Source organism: Rouxiella silvae (genome assembly GCF_002093625.1).
GTDB classification, from domain to species: Bacteria; Pseudomonadota; Gammaproteobacteria; order Enterobacterales; family Enterobacteriaceae; genus Rouxiella; species Rouxiella silvae.
In genome coordinates this window covers 1-18,700 of sequence record NZ_MRWD01000082.1, presented here as the reverse complement: position 1 = coordinate 18,700, position 18,700 = coordinate 1, and the positions used below count along the sequence as shown (strand labels likewise).

17 protein-coding genes are annotated in these 18,700 nt (G+C 51.5%); 8 read left to right on the top strand and 9 right to left on the bottom strand.

What is annotated here, in order from left to right; translation table 11 throughout:
- The first annotated feature begins 366 nt into the window (after window positions 1–366).
- Genes BS639_RS22930 through BS639_RS22910 form a run of 5 tightly spaced genes read left to right on the top strand, consistent with a single transcriptional unit; the run spans window position 367 to window position 5,760 of the window.
- Window positions 367–1,740, top strand: a complete 1,374-nt coding sequence (locus BS639_RS22930) for an ABC transporter substrate-binding protein (protein WP_084984423.1) — start codon at window positions 367–369, stop codon at window positions 1,738–1,740.
- A gap of 58 nt (window positions 1,741–1,798) precedes the next feature.
- Window positions 1,799–2,716, top strand: coding sequence for a carbohydrate ABC transporter permease (locus BS639_RS22925; protein WP_084984422.1), 918 nt, complete (start codon window positions 1,799–1,801; stop codon window positions 2,714–2,716).
- The gene (locus BS639_RS22920; protein WP_084984421.1) at window positions 2,713–3,750 is read left to right on the top strand and encodes a carbohydrate ABC transporter permease; all 1,038 of its coding nucleotides are present in this window, start codon (window positions 2,713–2,715) and stop codon (window positions 3,748–3,750) included. The genes BS639_RS22925 and BS639_RS22920 overlap by 4 nt, the downstream gene beginning before the upstream one ends.
- A 3-nt stretch (window positions 3,751–3,753) precedes the next feature.
- Window positions 3,754–4,869, top strand: coding sequence for an ABC transporter ATP-binding protein (locus BS639_RS22915; RefSeq protein ID WP_084984420.1), 1,116 nt, complete (start codon window positions 3,754–3,756; stop codon window positions 4,867–4,869).
- Between the two features lie 24 nt (window positions 4,870–4,893).
- Complete coding sequence (locus tag BS639_RS22910) at window positions 4,894–5,760, top strand: endonuclease/exonuclease/phosphatase family protein (protein WP_055782788.1); 867 nt, start codon at window positions 4,894–4,896, stop codon at window positions 5,758–5,760.
- 52 nt (window positions 5,761–5,812) lie between these two features.
- Here BS639_RS22910 and gap read toward each other — a convergent pair whose 3' ends face one another.
- From gap to nudF, 7 genes are all read right to left on the bottom strand, one after another.
- Window positions 5,813–6,823 (bottom strand): type I glyceraldehyde-3-phosphate dehydrogenase, encoded by a 1,011-nt coding sequence (gene gap, locus BS639_RS22905; protein WP_084984419.1) that lies wholly within the window; start codon window positions 6,821–6,823, stop codon window positions 5,813–5,815.
- Between the two features lie 77 nt (window positions 6,824–6,900).
- Complete coding sequence (locus tag BS639_RS22900; RefSeq protein ID WP_084984418.1) at window positions 6,901–7,881, bottom strand: GlxA family transcriptional regulator; 981 nt, start codon at window positions 7,879–7,881, stop codon at window positions 6,901–6,903.
- A gap of 111 nt (window positions 7,882–7,992) precedes the next feature.
- Entirely contained in the window at window positions 7,993–9,888 is a 1,896-nt protein-coding gene (gene parE / locus BS639_RS22895) for a DNA topoisomerase IV subunit B (protein WP_055782778.1), read from the bottom strand.
- Between the two features lie 55 nt (window positions 9,889–9,943).
- Entirely contained in the window at window positions 9,944–10,525 is a 582-nt protein-coding gene (gene yqiA / locus BS639_RS22890; protein WP_084984417.1) for an esterase YqiA, read from the bottom strand.
- Window positions 10,525–11,352 (bottom strand): 3',5'-cyclic-AMP phosphodiesterase, encoded by an 828-nt coding sequence (cpdA, locus tag BS639_RS22885; RefSeq protein ID WP_055782771.1) that lies wholly within the window; start codon window positions 11,350–11,352, stop codon window positions 10,525–10,527. Before cpdA ends, yqiA begins: the two co-directional genes overlap by 1 nt.
- A 27-nt stretch (window positions 11,353–11,379) precedes the next feature.
- On the bottom strand, window positions 11,380–11,805 hold the full coding sequence (locus tag BS639_RS22880; RefSeq protein ID WP_055782766.1) for a DUF1249 family protein: 426 nt from the start codon (window positions 11,803–11,805) through the stop codon (window positions 11,380–11,382).
- The gene (nudF, locus tag BS639_RS22875) at window positions 11,802–12,437 is read right to left on the bottom strand and encodes an ADP-ribose diphosphatase (protein WP_055782763.1); all 636 of its coding nucleotides are present in this window, start codon (window positions 12,435–12,437) and stop codon (window positions 11,802–11,804) included. Before nudF ends, BS639_RS22880 begins: the two co-directional genes overlap by 4 nt.
- A gap of 227 nt (window positions 12,438–12,664) precedes the next feature.
- Between nudF and tolC the strand changes: the two genes are divergently transcribed.
- The 3 genes from tolC to BS639_RS22860 all read left to right on the top strand — a co-directional run bounded on the left by tolC (window position 12,665) and on the right by BS639_RS22860 (window position 16,231).
- Window positions 12,665–14,167 carry an outer membrane channel protein TolC gene (gene tolC / locus BS639_RS22870; protein WP_055782760.1) on the top strand — a complete coding sequence of 501 codons (1,503 nt, stop codon included), beginning with the start codon at window positions 12,665–12,667 and terminating at the stop codon, window positions 14,165–14,167.
- Between the two features lie 235 nt (window positions 14,168–14,402).
- The gene (locus tag BS639_RS22865) at window positions 14,403–15,068 is read left to right on the top strand and encodes a DUF1190 family protein (RefSeq protein ID WP_055782756.1); all 666 of its coding nucleotides are present in this window, start codon (window positions 14,403–14,405) and stop codon (window positions 15,066–15,068) included.
- 2 nt (window positions 15,069–15,070) lie between these two features.
- Window positions 15,071–16,231 carry a glutathionylspermidine synthase family protein gene (locus BS639_RS22860; RefSeq protein ID WP_055782752.1) on the top strand — a complete coding sequence of 387 codons (1,161 nt, stop codon included), beginning with the start codon at window positions 15,071–15,073 and terminating at the stop codon, window positions 16,229–16,231.
- A gap of 75 nt (window positions 16,232–16,306) precedes the next feature.
- On the opposite strand, the gene ygiD is transcribed toward BS639_RS22860, so the two are convergent.
- Window positions 16,307–17,092, bottom strand: a complete 786-nt coding sequence (gene ygiD, locus BS639_RS22855) for a 4,5-DOPA-extradiol-dioxygenase (RefSeq protein WP_055782749.1) — start codon at window positions 17,090–17,092, stop codon at window positions 16,307–16,309.
- A gap of 140 nt (window positions 17,093–17,232) precedes the next feature.
- Window positions 17,233–18,700: phosphoethanolamine transferase (locus tag BS639_RS22850; RefSeq protein ID WP_084984416.1), on the bottom strand; the 1,468-nt coding region annotated here is incomplete at its 5' end.

The window sequence follows — 18,700 nt, the reverse complement described above, 5'->3', positions numbered from 1 at the left end:
AATAACGCACTAGCAAGGATTTACATCTCAGTGACAATGACAGTAGATTTTATGATTCACAATTTAAATAAATCATAACCCATTGAATAAGATCACATTTATCAGTTTAAAACATTAGTATTCATGACAAAAATATGACCCTTTAGATCATCATGAAAATCCAGCACTTTGATTAAAAAATTCACTCACGTTAGTGAGGTTCGCTCATTAAAGAAAATCAAATTAATGGCAAAAGTCGTCAATAAAAATAGTCTATCCAATACACTCACTCGCTTCTTTCTTTAGGTCTGCGTACATAAATTTTTCATAAGAATGAAACAAAAATAAGCTACTTAATTAAGCCAGCTTATTTAACAGGAATATCCCGTGCGCAGAATTTCTCCGTTGATAATATCAGTTGCGTTAAGCCTCTCTCTCACATCATCCCTGAGTTTTGCCGATGTTATTAAACTCAAATTATGGACTTTGGCAGACCGAACCGCGCCAATGCGCACTGTCAATATTGAAGATGCTGCAAAAGTGATGAACCAGCAGTTTGCAGCAGCAGGTATCGATAAAAAAATTGTTATCGAAACTCATGCCAGCGCAGATCGCGGATGGGACGATTTGGCGCTTGATACCCTGAAAGCCTTCGCCGTTGATCAGGGACCAGACATCTACCTGCTGCCGCATGAGTGGATTGGAGAGTTCGCGCGCAACGGTTATGCCATGCCAATGGACCAGCAGATTACGGATAATGCCTGGGCCTACAGCGATATTCTGCCGGTTCTCTGGGATGCGATGAAATATCAGGGGAAAGTTTATGCTGTTCCTCAGGATGCCGAGATCCGCATGTTCTTCTACAACAAGGATATGCTGCGAAAAATTGGAAAAGATGAAGCCTTCATCGACAGTATTCCTTCGCGGGTACAGAGCGGCGATTTTACCCTTGATGACCTAACGGCGCTGGCAAAGCAGGTGGTGTCAGGTGGAGCAGCTAAATACGGCATGCTGCATCGGCCAAACGTGGGCATTGATTACCTGATGGTGTTCTCTTCCTTTGGCGTGAAGTTTACCGACGATAAAAACGGGAAATTGCAGTTTCCGGAAAAAGGCGTTGAGGCGGCGCTGAGCTGGTATGCCCGCAACGTCGCCGAGGGCGTAACGCCGACTGATAATACCGCCATGAGCTGGGATACCATTCAGGCAGCTTTCAAACAGCAGCAGGCTTTTATCTTTCACCAAGGCATCTGGGCTATGGCCTGGCAGCAAAACAACAGCTATGGCACGAGCTGGCCGACAGACCGCGCAGGATACAATCACATGATAGGTTGGATACCGGCACCGGCTGCGGTTAAAGGCGGAAAACCAACGAATCTTTCTCACCCGATTGCTTACGTGGTCAGTGACAAAAGTACCAATAAGCAGATTGCTGCTCAGCTGGTCGCCATGGCCAGCTTGCCTTACTACAACACCCGCCATGACGTTACGTCCTACCATACCGCTATCAGCTACACCCAACTTTCGATGCCGGAATATGCCCAAAACTGGGCATTGAGCCAAGCATCAAAAATGATGGACCACCTCACTTTTGTTCCGGGACACGTGAAGTTCGGGACTTACAATCATGTGCTGTTCCAGGGATTGCAGGCCGTGGAAACCAAGCGTATGACCCCGGCGCAGGCGGTCTCTTTTATTGCCGACGAGCTTAAATCACAGCTGGGTGACGATGTTGAGATCACCGATCCCGTAAGCCCGTGATGCCTAGCCAAACACTCTGCGGCGGCCCTTTTTCATCATAATGGCAAGGAAATAAATGATGCCCGTTTCACTCACGCAGCGTCGAGTCAGACATCATCCGGCTTGGTACCTGGCACCCGCCATATCGATCTTATTGATATTTTTCATTACGCCCATTGTGCTGGATGCCGTCATTGCGTTTAGCGATATGGGCATGAATCTGAAGATAACCTCGTTTGGCTTGGCCAATTTGCAGCGCATGCTGCTGTCCGATGAGCAGATGCCGGCAATTTTACTGGCCACTTTAGTCTATGTGGTGGCAACGCTATTTATTTTTAATCTTGGTCTGGGTATTACCCTGGCCGTCACGACCACCCTGCTGCCAGAGTCGCTGGGGACACTGTTTCGAGGAGTCTGGTTTTTGCCGCGCATTACACCCGCCGTACTGTATGCCCTGCTGTGGATTTGGGTGGTAGACCCCACCCGCTCGGGACTGCTCAATCACCTTTTAACCTACCTGCCGGGTATGCCGCAGCTTAATCTGCGCAATGATCATCCGATGGTGCTCATCGTGGTGGCAAACGGACTGGTAGGTGCCTCTTTTGCGATGGTTATTCTCACCTCGACGGTTCGCGCTATTCCACAGCATCTTTATCATGCCGCCAGAGTTGACGGTGCGGGTGAGTTCGCGCTTATCCGCCACGTGGTACTGCCGGCACTGAGAAGCCCTATCCGCTTTATCGCCATGTATCAGACGCTTTCGCTGCTGGTCAGCTACGAATATATCCTGCTGATCACCGGCGGCGGGCCGGTTTACGATACCACCACCTATGCGCTGTACGTTTACCGTCGCGCCTTCGAAACGGGCTCTTATGCCTATGGGGCGATGCTGGCGCTGGGTTTGATGGCCGTCGGAATTCTGCTAACGCTGCTACAGTGGCGGATAATGAACATGCGGGAACAGTTTGCCGCGCCACGCATTGAGGTGCTGAGATGAGTGTAACTCCGCACGTTGACTGGCAGCGCAAAGCCCGTCGTTCAAGATGGCAAAAGGCCGCTTTCATGACAGGGGTGGTGAGCTTTCTTACTTTCGCCTCCCTGCCGCTGGTGTCGGCCTATGTCTGGCTGGCAGTTATCTCTTTCACCGGTAAAAGCGGCGGCAGTGATTTTCACGTGTTGGCCGCCGTGCTCGGTATTCTGGCACTGGTTTATCTCGCCACGCTGGCCGTGAGTTTTACTCGGCGCTATCGGGTGCAGCTCACGTGGCTGACTGGCGTCGTGGCTCTACTGCTGTTCGCTATCTGCGTCGTGCCGAAGCTTACCGTTGAAAACTATCGTTTTTTATGGAACCCAGACGTGCAGGCGACGGGTGCCAACGGCAGCAGTTTACCGTCTATTTGGGATTCATTGGGTAACTCGCTTCTTTTTGCCGTCGGCCAAACGCTGATAGTGACTTCGGTGGCGGTGCCCGCAGCTTATGCCTTATCACGATTTGGTTTTCGCCGTCGTCAGGGATTGTTGCGATCGCTGATGTTATTACAGGCTTTTCCGGCACTGGCGCTGACCGTCGCACTGTTTATTCAGCTCTACTGGATGGGGATGCTAAACAGCATTTGTGGCGTGATGTTAGTGATGTGCGCACTCGAGCTACCTTTCGCAATCTTTGTAATGAAGAACTTCTTTGACGGCGTCTCTTGGGATATTGAAATGTCTGCGATTACCGACGGCGCTACCCGCTTTCAGGCCTTTCGTATGGTGGTGTTACCTCAGGTGACAGGCGGCATGATTGCCATTGCCACCTTCGCCTTTCTTCGCGGCTGGGAAGAGTACGTTTTCGTGCGCACCCTGCTGGTCGACAGCTCGAAAATGACCATGAGCTTGTATCTGTTCTGGGCCTCGCAGGACAGCATGGGGTCTGACCCCGGTCTCATCGCCGCCGTGGGGATGCTCTATATCCTGCCGGTGATTGTTCTCTATGTCTTTACTCAAAAATACCTGACGCAAATGCGCGTTGGTGGAACCAAAGGTTAAACGATGGCAGAGATTATTCTGGAGGGCGTGAGTAAGTCGTGGGGCACAACGCAGGTGCTGCAAGCCACTGATTTGCGTATTGACGACGGCGAGTTTGTCGCCATTCTTGGGCCGTCGGGCTGTGGTAAGTCGACCACCCTGTTTCTACTCGCCGGTTTATATGCCCCGACGAGCGGGCGGATTTTATTCGACGGCCAGGAGGTTAACGCCGTTGATGCGCGCGATCGTAACGTTGGAGTGGTGTTTCAGTCTTATGCGCTTTATCCCCATTTGAGCGTTTATGACAATATCGGCTTTCCGCTGCGCTTTACCTCATTAGATAAAAAACAGTGTGATAGTGCTATTCGCAGCGCGGCGGCCTGGGTTCAGGTTGATGAACTGCTGGCGCGAAAACCCGCGGCGCTCTCCGGTGGTCAGCAGCAGAGGGTAGCCATGGCGCGCGCGCTTATCAAGCAGCCTTCACTGTTGCTGCTTGATGAACCGTTATCCAATCTTGACGCCACGCTGCGTATGGCAATGCGCAGCGAGCTGAAGGCTATTCATGCGCGTTCGCAGGCCACCACCCTGATGGTCACCCACGACCAAATCGAAGCCATGACCATGGCGCAGCGCATTATCTGCATGAATAAAGGCCGCGTAGAACAGATAGGCACGCCGGACGCGCTATATCGTCAACCGGCAAATATATTTGTTGCCGGTTTCATTGGCTCACCGCCCATCACCTTTCTCCGCGGACAGGCGAGCGGCTATCAGGCACAGTTCGACCGATTCTCTCTGACACTGTCAGGTCATTATACCGGCCCCATAACGCTGGGTATTCGCCCAGAAGATGTGCTGCTGGTTGCGCCGGGTTCAGGGCACGTCGGGGGACATATTATGCAAATTGACCCGATGGGTCGCGAAGTGCTGTACACCCTGGAAACGCCGCTGGGCCAGATACGCGTACTGGATGCCGGCTCGCTGGCGCGCTTTGGAATTGGGACGATGGTCGGCATGTTATTCAATGATGTAACCACCCTGCTGTTCGATGCGCATGGCAGTCGACTGGCCACTGTCGCCACGGCATGGGGTCCGCACGCTTTTTCAGCTTCACCGTCTGCTTGCAAAATTGCAGGCTAATTCCCTCTATTAAAAGGCCGAATTATGTTAATTGTTAGCTATAACATTCAGTATGGGCTTGGCCGCGATGGTCAATACGACCTCGCGCGCATCGCCGGTGAAATTGGTGATGCCGATATTATTTGCCTGCAAGAAGTCGAGCGATTTTGGCAGCGCTCAGGCACGGTGGATCAGGCGCAGACCCTTGCGGATCTGCTGGGGCGTTACCACTGGGTCTTTGGCAACAACCTCGACATGGACGCCAGCACCGTTGATGCCAGCGGACGTGTCAACAACCGCCGCCGCCAGTTTGGCACTATGATTTTATCCCGCTGGCCAATCGTCTCGAGCCGCAACTTCCCCCTGCCAAAATATGGCACGCTCACTCAGCATTCAATTCAACAAGGGTTGCTGGAAACAGTAATAGATACTGGAACCGACGTAGTAAGAGTTTACAGCGTCCATCTTAGTCATCTTTGCGCGCAGACCCGACTTCCGCAGGTGGAAGCCATGATGGATATCTTCGCCCGAGCGCCGCTGGAAGGCGGTGCCTGGTGCGGTGGGCATCCCGACCCGTCAGCAGGATGGACCGAAGGCGCACTTCCGCCGATGCCTGAACAGATGATTTTGATGGGGGATTTAAACTTTCTGCCCGACAGCGCCGAGTACAACAGGATGATTGGCCCCAAGACGCCTCACTTTGGTCGCTTGCTGCGTCTTCACGGTTTGGTCGATGCCTGGGTAGCGGCCGGTCATGAGGAGCATGACGGTGTGACGCATCCCGAAGCGCCGGGAAGAATCGATCACTGCATGTTGTCCCCACAGCTGGCCAGCCGCGTCAGTCGTTGCTGGATAGACAGTGAAAATAGCGGTTCGGATCATTATCCACTGTGGGTTGAAATCTCTGCCTGATAGCGCTGATTTCAACCCCTTGGTTCTTAAACTATTACCCCATTAACCGGGTCTATAGGCCGCGTTTTTCCATCAGTACCGCCAAGTCGACCAGGCGATTTGAGAAGCCCCACTCGTTGTCATACCAGGCAAGAATCTTGATCAAATTGCCGCCGATAACCAACGTGGAGAGCCCATCAATAATTGAAGAACGCGGATCCCCCTGATAATCGCTGGACACTAAAGGCTCATCGCTGTAGCCAAGGATCCCCAGCAGTGGGCCAGATTCTGCGGCTTTACGGAAGGCGGCATTGATTTCCTCTACCGTGACATTGCGTTTAAGCGTCACGGTCAGGTCGACAATTGAGACGACGGGAACCGGCACACGCAGAGAATAGCCCGTCAGTAAGCCATCCAGCTCAGGAATAACTTTGCCGATCGCTTTAGCCGCCCCGCTGGAGTAAGGAACAATAGACAGCGCCGCCGCACGCGCTCCGCGCAAATCTTTTTCCGGCTGATCGTGCAGAACCTGACTGTTGGTGTAGGCGTGAGTCGTGTTCATCAGGCCATGTTCGATACCAAAGTTTTGATGCAGTACCTGCACCGCAGGCGCCAGGCCATTGGTGGTACAGCTGCCGTTGCTGACCACTTTATGGCGCGTCGGATCATAGCGCTCATCGTTGACCCCCATCACTACGGTCAGGTCATCGTCCTTACCCGGTGCCGAGATGATCACTCTTTTGGCACCGCCTTGGGTGATGTGAACTTCGGCTTTCGCTTTGTCGGTGAAAAACCCGGTGGCTTCGATTACTACGTCAACGCCAACGCTGCTCCACGGGATCTGCCCTGGGTCACGTTCACTAAAGACACGAATAACTCGGCCATCCAGCAGCAACTGTCCTTCACCCGCCTCCACCTTGGCCGCCAGCGTGCCAGAAAGTGAATCGTATTTTAAGAGATGCGCCAGCGTTTTACTGTCAGTCAGATCGTTAATTGCCACTACCTGAAAGTCGTCACGGCCTAAAGCGGCGCGCAAAACATTGCGTCCGATTCTGCCGAAGCCATTGATACCCACCTTGACCATAATGAACTCCTCAGTTATTTGCCTGTACTAAAAATAGTGCAGTGAGGGTTTGGCGTAAATGACAATTAGGGATCAATTTAGGCCAGATTACGCGCATAAAAGCGCTGACGATAATCTGCCGGACTGAGCTGAAGATTGCGTTCAAAAACGCGGCGCAGATTGAGGCTGTTGCCGAAGCCGGTATGCAAGGCGATTTGTTCGAGCTTGTCTGAGCTTTGTTCAAGATGTTGCCGTGCAACGTCCAGGCGAACTTCTTCGACATAGCGTGCGGGGCTAACGCCGGTTTGTCGGGTGAATACGCGGGTAAAATTACGTGGACTCATCGATACCCGCTCGGCCAATTTTTCAACCGACAGATTGTCGGCAAGATTCTCGAGGATCCAGGACTGAAGCTCGCGGATAGGGCCTGGCGTATTGGCCTGATTAAGCAGAAAACGGCTGAACTGTGACTGTCCGCCGGGTCTGCGCAAGAACATCACCATATCCTGCGCCACACTGCGGGCGAGCACAAAGCCGTGATCGTCTTCGATCAGCGCAAGAGTCAGATCAAATCCTGAACTGACGCCTGCCGAGGTCCAGATAGCCCCGTCCTGAATATAGATTGGCCCTTTTTCCACATTAACTCGAGGAAACGCTGATTGCAGCGTGTCGAGCAGTCGCCAATGAGTGGTTGCCCTACGCCCGTCCAACAGACCGGCTCCGGCCAGAAGCCAGGCTCCGCCACAAATTGAGACGATACGCCGCGTATAAGGTGCTGCGCGGCGGATCCAATCCATCACCGCGGCACTCTCCGCCGCGTCGGAGCCTTTGCCGGTTATCAGCACGGTGTCGCGGCTCAGTTCGGGGTCAAGCTCAGAGAGAAGATGGTCAGCCAGCAGGTTAAGGCCAGACATTCCATGCACCACGCGATGTGGCTGAGGCGTGGCGAGAGTCACCCGGTAGGGAGGCTGTGGAGAATCGGGGAGTCTCAGGCGATTCGCCTGCGTCAGAATATCGGCGATCCCCGCCGGCTCGAATAACATGCCCCCGTCGGGGACAATAATAAGGAATGTATGCATGTCCTTAAAATACAAATTGGACAAAATAAGTCAAGCGTGGGGATCGCGACAGTAAGTCGGACGACTTACTGTCTTTGCGCTAATTTTCTGAGTGAATACCGAAATCGAAAATCAAACGGACAGTTCGGCGGTGTCGCCTTTGTCCTGAAGCCAGTTGCGGCGATCTTCAGAACGCTTTTTGGCGAGCAGCATGTCCATCATTCGCAACGTCTGATCGATATCTTCTTCGTCGATGGTTAACTGCACCAGGCGACGCGTGTTGGGATCCAGCGTAGTTTCACGCAGTTGCAGCGGGTTCATCTCACCCAACCCTTTGAATCGTTGAACGTTGGGCTTGCCTTTCTTACGCTTGAGTTGCTCCAGCACGCCGGCCTTCTCTTCTTCATCCAAGGCGTAGAACACCTCTTTCCCCAAGTCGATGCGGTACAGAGGCGGCATGGCAACATAAACGTGACCACCGCGAACCAGCGATCGGAAGTGACGCACGAACAGGGCACACAGCAGAGTTGCAATGTGCAGGCCGTCGGAGTCAGCATCCGCAAGGATACAAATTTTGCCGTAGCGCAGTTGGCTCAGATCTTCGCTGTCGGGATCAATACCGATCGCCACGGAAATATCGTGCACTTCCTGTGAGGCCAATACTTCGTCTGAAGAGACTTCCCAAGTGTTAAGGATCTTACCTTTCAGCGGCATGATCGCCTGGAATACGCGATCACGTGCCTGCTTGGCGGATCCGCCCGCGGAGTCACCTTCCACCAGGAACAGTTCGGTCATGTTCAGGTCTTGCGAGCTGCAGTCGGCCAGTTTACCCGGCAGCGCCGGTCCGCTAGTCAGCTTCTTGCGCACCACTTTTTTGGCCGCGCGCATACGGCGCTGGGCGCTGGAGATCGCCATTTCAGCCAGCTGCTCGGCGGATTGCACGTTTTGGTTAAGCCACAGGCTAAAAGCGTCTTTTACCACGCCGGAAACGAAAGCGGCGCACTGGCGTGAAGAGAGGCGCTCTTTAGTTTGCCCTGCGAACTGCGGATCCTGCATTTTCACCGACAGCACGTAGGCGCAGCGATCCCAGATGTCTTCAGCCGACAGTTTCACACCGCGAGGCAGAATATTGCGGAATTCGCAGAATTCGCGCATCGCATCAAGCAGTCCCTGACGCAGGCCGTTAACGTGGGTGCCACCCTGCATGGTCGGGATCAGGTTGACGTAGCTTTCGGTCAGCATTTCGCCGCCTTCAGGCAGCCAAAGTAGCGCCCAGTCAACGGCTTCAGTATCTCCGGCAAAGGCGCCGACAAAGGCTTTTTCAGGCAGCGTGATCAGGCCGTTTACCGCTTCCATCAGGTAGTCAGTGAGACCATCCTGATAACACCAACGCTGTTCAGTATTGTTAACCTGATCTTTGAAAATGATTTCAACGCCGGGACAAAGCACCGCTTTGGCCTTCAGCAAATGGCTGAGGCGACTTACTGAAAAACGCGGGCTGTCGAAGAAGCTAACATCAGGCCAGAAATGAACGCTGGTACCGGTGTTGCGCTTGCCGACCGTGCCTGTCACGTTCAAGTCCTGAACTTTATCACCATTTTCAAAGGCCATTGAATAGACCTGGCCGTCGCGGCGCACGGTGACTTCGACTCGGGTGGACAAGGCGTTAACCACAGAGATACCCACGCCGTGCAGGCCGCCGGAGAACTGGTAGTTTTTGTTGGAGAACTTACCCCCGGCATGAAGGCGGCAGAAAATGAGTTCTACGGCCGGAATGCCTTCTTCGGGGTGAATATCAACGGGCATACCGCGACCGTCGTCAGTGACTTCAAGCGACTGGTCGGCGTGCAGAATAACTTCGATACGACGGGCATGGCCCGCCAGCGCTTCATCGACGCTGTTATCGATAACTTCCTGGCCAAGATGGTTTGGCCGGGTGGTGTCGGTATACATGCCAGGGCGGCGACGCACAGGTTCAAGGCCGCTAAGAACCTCAATAGAATCCGCGTTATAAGTAGATTGGCTCATCGTTTATTAATTCGTGGCTCTGGTTGTAAGTGAACGATACTGTTGTTGGCGAAGCTCAATCTGATGCCAACCCCAAGAAATCCACAATCGGTGGGAAAAAACGCTCAAAACCGACAAATGCATGATTACCTTCAGGTTCTACAGTTTGGCGGCACGACGTGTAATACGCCACGGCCTGACGGTAGTCGAGGGTCTCATCGCCGGTTTGCTGGAGTAACCACAGTAAATCCGGTGATTCCAGAGGGTCTACCTGCATCACTTTAAGATCGTAAACATGGCGAGACTCTAACACATATTGCTGGCCGGTGTAGGGGTTGTAATTGAGCCCCAAAAAGTCGTTTAACAGTTCATAAGGACGGACCGCGGGATTAACCACCACTGCAGGCAGCGTGAAACACTGCGAAAGCCAGGTCGCGTAATAACCGCCGAGAGAGGATCCGACGAGGCCAATTTTCTCGCCCGATTTGTCCATAATCAGCGTTTCGAGCTGCTCGGCGGCATCGGCAGGATGCGGTAATAGTTCAGGAACAACCATCTCGATGCCTGGATGGTGTTCAGCCAGCCAGTCTTTTAACGCCGTGGCCTTGGCCGACTGTGGAGAACTGTTAAAGCCGTGCAAATACAGCAAAGTACTCATTAATATCCTTCCGCATCGGCATCTGGGCTGAATTCGTTGGTCTCGAGGCGGCAAACTTCGGTTTCTACGCGCCCATCGGGATGCAGCGTAAGATAGCGCCAGCCCGGTGCAACGGTGTCGAGCGTAAAGTTGGTGCAGTGCGGTTTGAACTGCACGCAGGTAGACGGTGTAGCATAGAGACGCTTGCCGTACCAGTCGACGTCCATCTCCTGATGAATATGCCCGCACAGCAGCGTGGTGACTTTTGGGTACGCCTGCAGCGCGTTGGCCAGCGTGTGCGCATTGCGCAGGCTGTGCTGGTCAAGCCAGGTGCAACCCGAAGGCAACGGATGGTGGTGCAGCATAATCAACGTAAATCGCGTTGGCTGCGCGTCAAGGCAGCGGGTCATCCATTCAAGCTGATATTCACTGATTTCGCCGTGAGGCACGCCAAAAACTTGGGTGTCGAGCAGCAGTACCTGCCAATCGTTGCCCAGCAAAACCTGCTTGGAAGGATGAATGCCCGCCTCGGCCAGCGCATTGACCATTGCCGGTTGAAAATCATGGTTGCCGGGCAGCCAAACGCAGGGGGCAGGAAGGCGATTCACCCCGCGTGAGAAATGGTGATAAGCCTCAAGAGACTGATCCTGCGCCAGGTCACCGGTCGCAGCAATAATGTCGACCTCGCGCTGCTGAGCACAAATGGCGTCCAGCACGGCGCGATAGCTGCGAAACGTATTCACACCCAGCAAGGTCTGATCTTCACCAGCAAAAAGATGAGTATCTGTAATCTGCAGTATCCTGACTTTGGCCCCATCCACCAAAGGCAGCTTAAACAGGCTTTCCAAATTCGATCCTTTGTTATTGAAGTCTGTCTAACAAACCGGAACTGGCATCGCTCCATGCGCCAGACAATAGCGCAACCAATCGGCGAGAAACTGGTTAATTTGATGCTTTTCGTCACGCTGATGCAACTTTTTATTAGGATAATCATAGCGTGCTTTGAAGCGAAAGATCTGTTGGCTCGCACACACTTCGGCAACCATTGCGTCATGATAGAGACGAACGGTCATTGAAGGCAGGCTCCAATAGCTGACCGCCGGTGCCGTCTGAGTGATTTCGACCAGTGAGGTATAGCGTGTCGATTCGAGGATTTTTAGCTGGTAGGTGGCGTTAGTCACCTGATAAGACACTGTCTGTCCAACTTCATCATTTCGAGGCAGCAAACGGCGCAGCTGAGCGAAATTGGTTTCGCACAGACGCATCATTTCAGGAAAATCGGGAACATAGCGCTTTATCATTCTTTAACCCATTCTTTTTTTAAGGATTCATGGTGCAGAGTCAGCCACTGTAAGGCAATCACTGACGCGGCATTATCTATCGCTCCTTCTTCCACCCAGCGGTAAGCCTGTTCCCGGCTAACCACGTGTACCTGGATGTCTTCATTTTCAGTTTCCAGACCATGAATTCCTTCTGCCGTTAAGGCATCGACTTCACCTACCATAATAGAAAGGCGCTCACTGGTGCCACCCGGGCTTGCCAGATAGCTCAGCACCGGTTTACAGCGCCCGACGACAATGCCGGCTTCTTCCAATGCTTCGCGGCGGGCTACGTCTTCGACCGTTTCGCCCTCTTCGATGATACCGGCCACCATTTCAAGTAGCCAGGGGGTGTCGCTGCTTTCCAGAGCAGGAAATCGAATCTGTTCGATCAATACGACTTCGTCACGCACAGGATCATAAGGTAGCAGAACCGCAGCATGTCCACGTTCAAAAACTTCACGCACCACTTCGCCACTCATTTCACCATTAAACAGCCGATGACGAAACCGGTAAGCGTTGATGCGAAAAAAACCTTGGTATTGAGTATCAACAGCAATAATTTCTACATCATCTTTGCCGAAACTCACTGGCGAACCTTTGAACTTGGTCATATTGACGTCCCCCTGTCAGCGGTTGAAATAAAATTATCCCCATTTCAGGTCATTTTGATGAAGATGCGGTAATAATAATCAAGGTTTTTTGTGTTAGATTTGGATTCACGCGCGTGAGATGGCACATTAAGCCACACAGTTCGCTCACCGGTCTCTGCTAGAATCCGCGTCTGTTTGTTTTAATGACAGCATTAAATAATAACATTGCTGCACTACAAGGAATGCAAATGAAGAAACTGCTCCCTCTTCTCATCACCCTGGGTCTTGGCGGCTTCAGCACGGTAACCCAGGCTGAAAATCTTATGCAAGTTTACAAACAAGCCAGGGAAAGTAACCCGGATTTGCGCGCATCTGCCGCAACGCGTGATGCTGCATTTGAGAAAATTAACGAGGCGCGTAGCCCGCTGCTGCCGCAGTTGGGTTTAGGTCTCGACTATGGCTATAACAACGGATATCGCGATGCTAACGGTGTAAACAGCAACGTGGGCAGCGGATCGTTACAGCTGACCCAGACACTGTTTGATATGTCCAAATGGCGTGCCCTGACTCTGCAGGAAAAAACAGCCGGTATTGCCGACGTCACTTATCAGACGGCACAGCAATCCCTAATTCTGAACACCGCCACGGCCTATTTCAACGTTTTGAGTGCGATTGATGCACTTTCCTATACAGAAGCGCAGAAACAGGCGGTGTACCGTGAGTTGGACCAAACCACCCAACGTTTCAACGTCGGCCTAGTTGCCATTACTGACGTACAGAACGCCCGTTCCACCTACGACACCGTGTTAGCCAACGAAGTCACCGCGCGTAATGCGGTAGACAACGCGCTGGAATCACTGCGTCAGATAACCGGCGTTTTCTATCCTCAGTTAGCTTCACTGAATATTGCGACCTTCACCACTCAGCGCCCGGAACCGGTAAACAGTCTGCTTAAAGAGGCGGAAAGCCGCAACCTGAGCCTGCTGTCAGCCCGTCTATCACAGGACTTGGCGCGTGAAGAAATTCGCTACTATCAGGACGGCCACATGCCTACGCTGGATCTGACCGCATCAACCGGTATCAGCAACACCAAGTATAACGGTTCACGCACTGGCGAAGGCAGCAGCTATCAGGACAGTGACGCAGGGCAGAATAAAGTCGGCCTGAGCCTGACGATCCCGCTCTACAGCGGCGGTTCGGTCAGTTCTCAAGTCAAGCAGGCGCAATTTAGCTTTGTAAACGCCAGCGAACAGCTTGAAAGCTCTCATCGCACAGTCGTGCAGACAGTGCGATCGTCTTCCAACAACATTTCGGCTTCAATCGGCAGCATCAACGCTTACAAACAGGCGGTGGTTTCTGCACAAAGCTCGTTGGATGCGATGGAAGCCGGTTATAAAGTGGGAACGCGCACCATCGTTGACGTACTGGATGCGACCACCACGCTGTACAACGCCAAACAGCAGCTCTCCAGCGCGCGCTATAATTATCTGATTAATCAGCTAAATGTGAAATCAGCACTGGGTACGCTTAACGAAAATGACCTGCTGGCGCTGAACGGCGCGCTGGGCCAACCGGTGGCTACCAGCCCTGAGCAAGTCGCACCTGAAACCCCGCAGCAGAACGCAGCGGCCGACGGGGTAAACGGCTATAACGATAACAGCAATGTCAGCACACCGGCTCCGGTAAAACGCGTTAGCGCGACTCACGAACCGAAGACCGTGAAAAAGAGCGGCAATCCCTTTCAGAACTGATTACTGAAAATTTAGCGTTCTTTTTAAGAAACGAAAACCGCCCGAAAAAGGCGGTTTTTTTATTTTAATGCCTCAAAAGCCTCTTTTTCGCTATCGATTTCACGTCTGAACGTAAAGTCTCGTAACGATTGCCATTCTTGCTTTAATAGTAAGCATCTTTACCTTATTCTTATTCTGTTACAAATGTAACCTACTCTGGGAAAGGGCAAAAAAGCCCGACTATGGGATCAATACAATGAAACGGACACAAAACATCAATCTGGCTACCTTCCGGAAATCCTGGCGTAGCTCGAGAATAACGCCCATTGCTTTTGCTATCAGCGCCGCATTTATGCTCAGCGCCTGTGAGAAAAGCGATGACAACGTGTCGCTTTATCAAAATGCCGACGACTGCTCGAAAGCAAACCCGTCCACCAGCGCACAGTGTGCCAAGGCCTTTAACGACGCCAAGGCTGAAGCGGCTAAAACGGCCCCTAAATATGCCAATCGTGCCGACTGCGTGGCCGAATTCGGTGAATCACAGTGTACTCAGGCACCAGCTCAGGCCGGCATGTCCGCTGAATCTCAGCAGGGCGGCGGCAGCATGTGGATGCCGTTGATGGCTGGCTTTATGATGGGACGCATGATGAGCGGCGGCGGTTACGCGCAGCAACCGCTGTTTACCTCAAAAACCGCAGGCAGCCCGGCCAACGGCAAGTTTGTTGATGCTACCGGTAAAAGCTACGGTCCAGCAACCACCGGCCGCAGCATGAATGTGCCGCCTTCAGCGATGGCACCTAAACCGGCAACCACCTCAACCGTAACCCGCGGCGGATTTGGTGAAAGCGTCGCCAAACAAACCTCAATGCAGCGCAGCGCAGCGTCGTCAACACGTACTCCAATGCGCAGTATGGGTGGCTAAGAATGAAACGCGTAGCTCTGCAAGAACGTCCTAACTGGCGCGAAAAAGCCACGGAATTTGGCTTTAATTTTCACACTATGTACGGCGAACCGTACTGGTGTGAAGACGCCTACTACCAATTCACGCTGGCGCAGATTGAACAGATCGAAGACGCCACCGCAGAGCTGCATCAAATGTGCCTCAAGGTGGTTGAAAGGGTTGTTAAAAGCGATGAGCTGATGGCAAAGTTTCAAATTCCCAAGCATTGCTGGGAGTTTGTCAGAGCGTCGTGGCGCACTCAGCAACCCTCACTCTATTCACGCCTAGACTTGGTTTACGACGGCGTGAATCCACCCAAGTTGTTGGAAAACAACGCAGACACGCCGACTTCATTATACGAAGCGGCCTTTTTCCAGTGGCTGTGGCTTGAGGATCAGATTGCGGCTGGTAACTTGCCTGCCGGCGCTGACCAATTCAACAGCATGCAGGAAAAACTGATCGAGCGATTTGCCGAGCTGAAAACCCAGCACGGTTTCTCACTGCTGCATTTTGCCTGCTGTCAGGACACGGAAGAAGATCGCGGCACCGTTCAGTATTTGCAGGACTGCGCACAGGAGGCCGGATTAGCCAGTGAATTCTTATTTATAGAAGAGATTGGCCTCGGCGAACGTGGTCAGTTCACCGATCCTAAAGATCAGATTATCAGCAACCTGTTCAAGCTCTATCCGTGGGAGTTCATGTTCCGCGAAGTGTTCTCTACCAAGCTCGAAGATGCGGGCGTTCGCTGGCTCGAACCTGCCTGGAAAGCGATTATTTCCAATAAGGCCCTGCTGCCGCTGCTGTGGGAGATGTTCCCGCATCACCCTAACCTGCTCGAGTCTTACTTCGCTGAAGACAACCCTCCGCCGATGGCGAGTTACGTGATAAAACCGCTTTTCTCGCGCGAAGGTGCCAACATCCGCATCATCGAGAACGGGAAAGAGGTGGCAAGCGCCGAAGGCCCATACGGTAAAGAAGGCATGATCGTACAAGAATATTGCCCGATGCCGCGCTTTAACGACAGCTATACGCTGATTGGCAGTTGGTTGGTCAACGACCAGCCGTGCGGTATTGGCCTACGTGAAGACAGAGCGTTGATAACCCAAGACCTATCGCGTTTCTACCCGCACAGTATTATTGGCTAATAATCTCAAAGGGCCAATTCAGGGCAATAAAAAACGGATAATCGCCAATCTGCGCGATTATCCGTTCTAAACGTGTTAACCCAGCTGTACCGACAGCATACTCAGCGAACTCATCACAATCCCTTCAGTTGGCATCGCGATCGGCTCAACGCCGTCCCACGAACCTAGCAGATAAAGCAGTGGCAGATAGTGTTCAGGCGTTGGGTTAGATAAGGCGCCGCCGTCGTGCTGCATAAAATTAACCAAAGGATGATCCTTGGCCTCACCTTTCCAATCGAGATTATCGACAACGTACTGGTTAAACGAATCAGCCCAAGGATAAGGCTCTGAGTTTCCGTCCCATTTAACCATACGCAGGTTGTGCACCACGTTTCCGCTGGCGACAATCATCACACCTTCATCACGCAGCGCAGCCAATTTTTTGCCCAGTTGATAATGGTATTCGGCAGGCTTGGTACCGTCGATGCTCAATTGAATCATCGGGATATCCGCTTCGGGATACATCTTGATCAGCACGCCCCAAGAACCATGATCGAATCCCCATTCGCTGTCAGCCGTCACTTCCAGGGGTGCGAGAAGTTCCTGAACGCGTTTTGCTAATGCCGGTGAGCCCGGCGCAGGATAACGTTTATCAAATAGCGCCTGCGGGAATCCACCAAAGTCATGAATAGTGCGCGGATTTTCCATGGCAGTAACAGCAGTCCCACGGGTGTACCAGTGTGCAGAAACCGCAAGAATAGCCTTAGGACGCGGCAGGTTCTTACCCAACGTTTCCCAAGCACGAGTATAAATATTATCTTCGAGCACGTTCATCGGGCTACCGTGTCCCAAAAACAGTGCTGGCATACGCAGGGTCGTCATAAAATGTTCCTTACCACTCAGGTTAAGAGGCAACGCCAGCCAACTCGGCGGGCGTTTGATAAGGTAACGTTACTCTTTTTCATCGCCAGAAACAGCCGGATAACTGTGATGATGATATTCAATAAATTTGAATGGTGGTCTCAATGAGCGGTACTGTCCTGCGCAAGTGATGAAAAATATACCTTGCTTTGATCGAATTTGATCACCGTATCTTGGTTATTGCACGGAACGTTCGCCATCATATTGCAGTCGGAATTAATTAATTTATCTTTAATGCCAGTCCACTGTGAAAAAAGCGACAAAAAATTAAGCGCACTTCGCGGACGATCAACCGTTTTTCTCTCATGACTGTCTGAGGCGGTAATAAACATAGGCACTCTATAGTTTTGCTTAAACTTATCACCATGAATCAATCGAGCATACTGGGTGTCTTTATCAGAAAACTCCAGGCCGTGATCGGCAAAATACATCATTGACCAACTTTTTCCGCTCGCCTTGGCCATATCAGCAACATCAGCGAGCAGTTTATCTGTCTGAGCAATACTTTCTATATAACAGGAGATTTCTTTTGACTGGCTAAATGTTGAATATTTCTCATTGGTTCTTGAACAAGCTCTTGAGTGAGAACCTATAAGATGAATAACAATAAGCTTGACGGGTTTATTTTCACTAATAGCCCAACGGATTTGCGGAAGCATTCTAATGTCTGGGACATATTTATTTTGCTGGTACTCTCCTTTTTTAATAAAACTGACACTTTCAGCATTCATTGCTATAACAGAAACAGGAGTCTCTCCCTCGCCGATCATTCCCTGATTAGAGTACCAATAGGTGGAAAATCCCGCCTTGTTGGCAAGGGAAACAATATTACTGCTCGAGTCAGGCTGTTCATTTATACGTAAAGTTAAACTGTTCAAAAGGGACATAACCGTAGAAGACGCGGCAGAAATATAGTTCGTGAAGGTAACCCCTGATGCCGAGCTCATAAAGGGTGTGTTTTTTATTTTAAAACCATAGGCTTGCATATAGTCACTGCGAACACTTTCGCCAATAACCAAGATATAGAGCTGATAGTCGGCAGAGGTCTTTTGAGGCACCCAGCGATCTGGCAAGCTCATTTGCTGCTTGAGGAATGCACTTTGCTCAACGAACGTAAGATAATTACTGACCGCCTCACTGCTTGCTTTAATAATCGGCAAACCGTTGCTAAATAATGGTAACGCCCCCGTCTTCATATAAGCTTTCACTGAGGGAGAGAACAAGTAAATAATAATATAGAGAATAATCCATCCTCTATACTTTACCTTTCCTATTTTCACATTAAAAGCCATTAACGTCAGGACAACACCCATTAACGGCGTCACATAGTAAAACCATGGAATGGCTTTTAAAAACTCCAGACTTTCTGACTTACTGGCATACAAAATATTAGCGATGGCATTATAATCCGGCGAACCGTAGGTTAACGCGACAGGTAGATACGCTGATGAGAAAAAACCAATTAAAATAATTAACGACTTATAGCCGCGAGAAGTAAAACTACGTACAACAATCAAAATAAGAAATAGACTTATCGAGTGTACAAGTTTAAAACTGTAGCCAAATGAC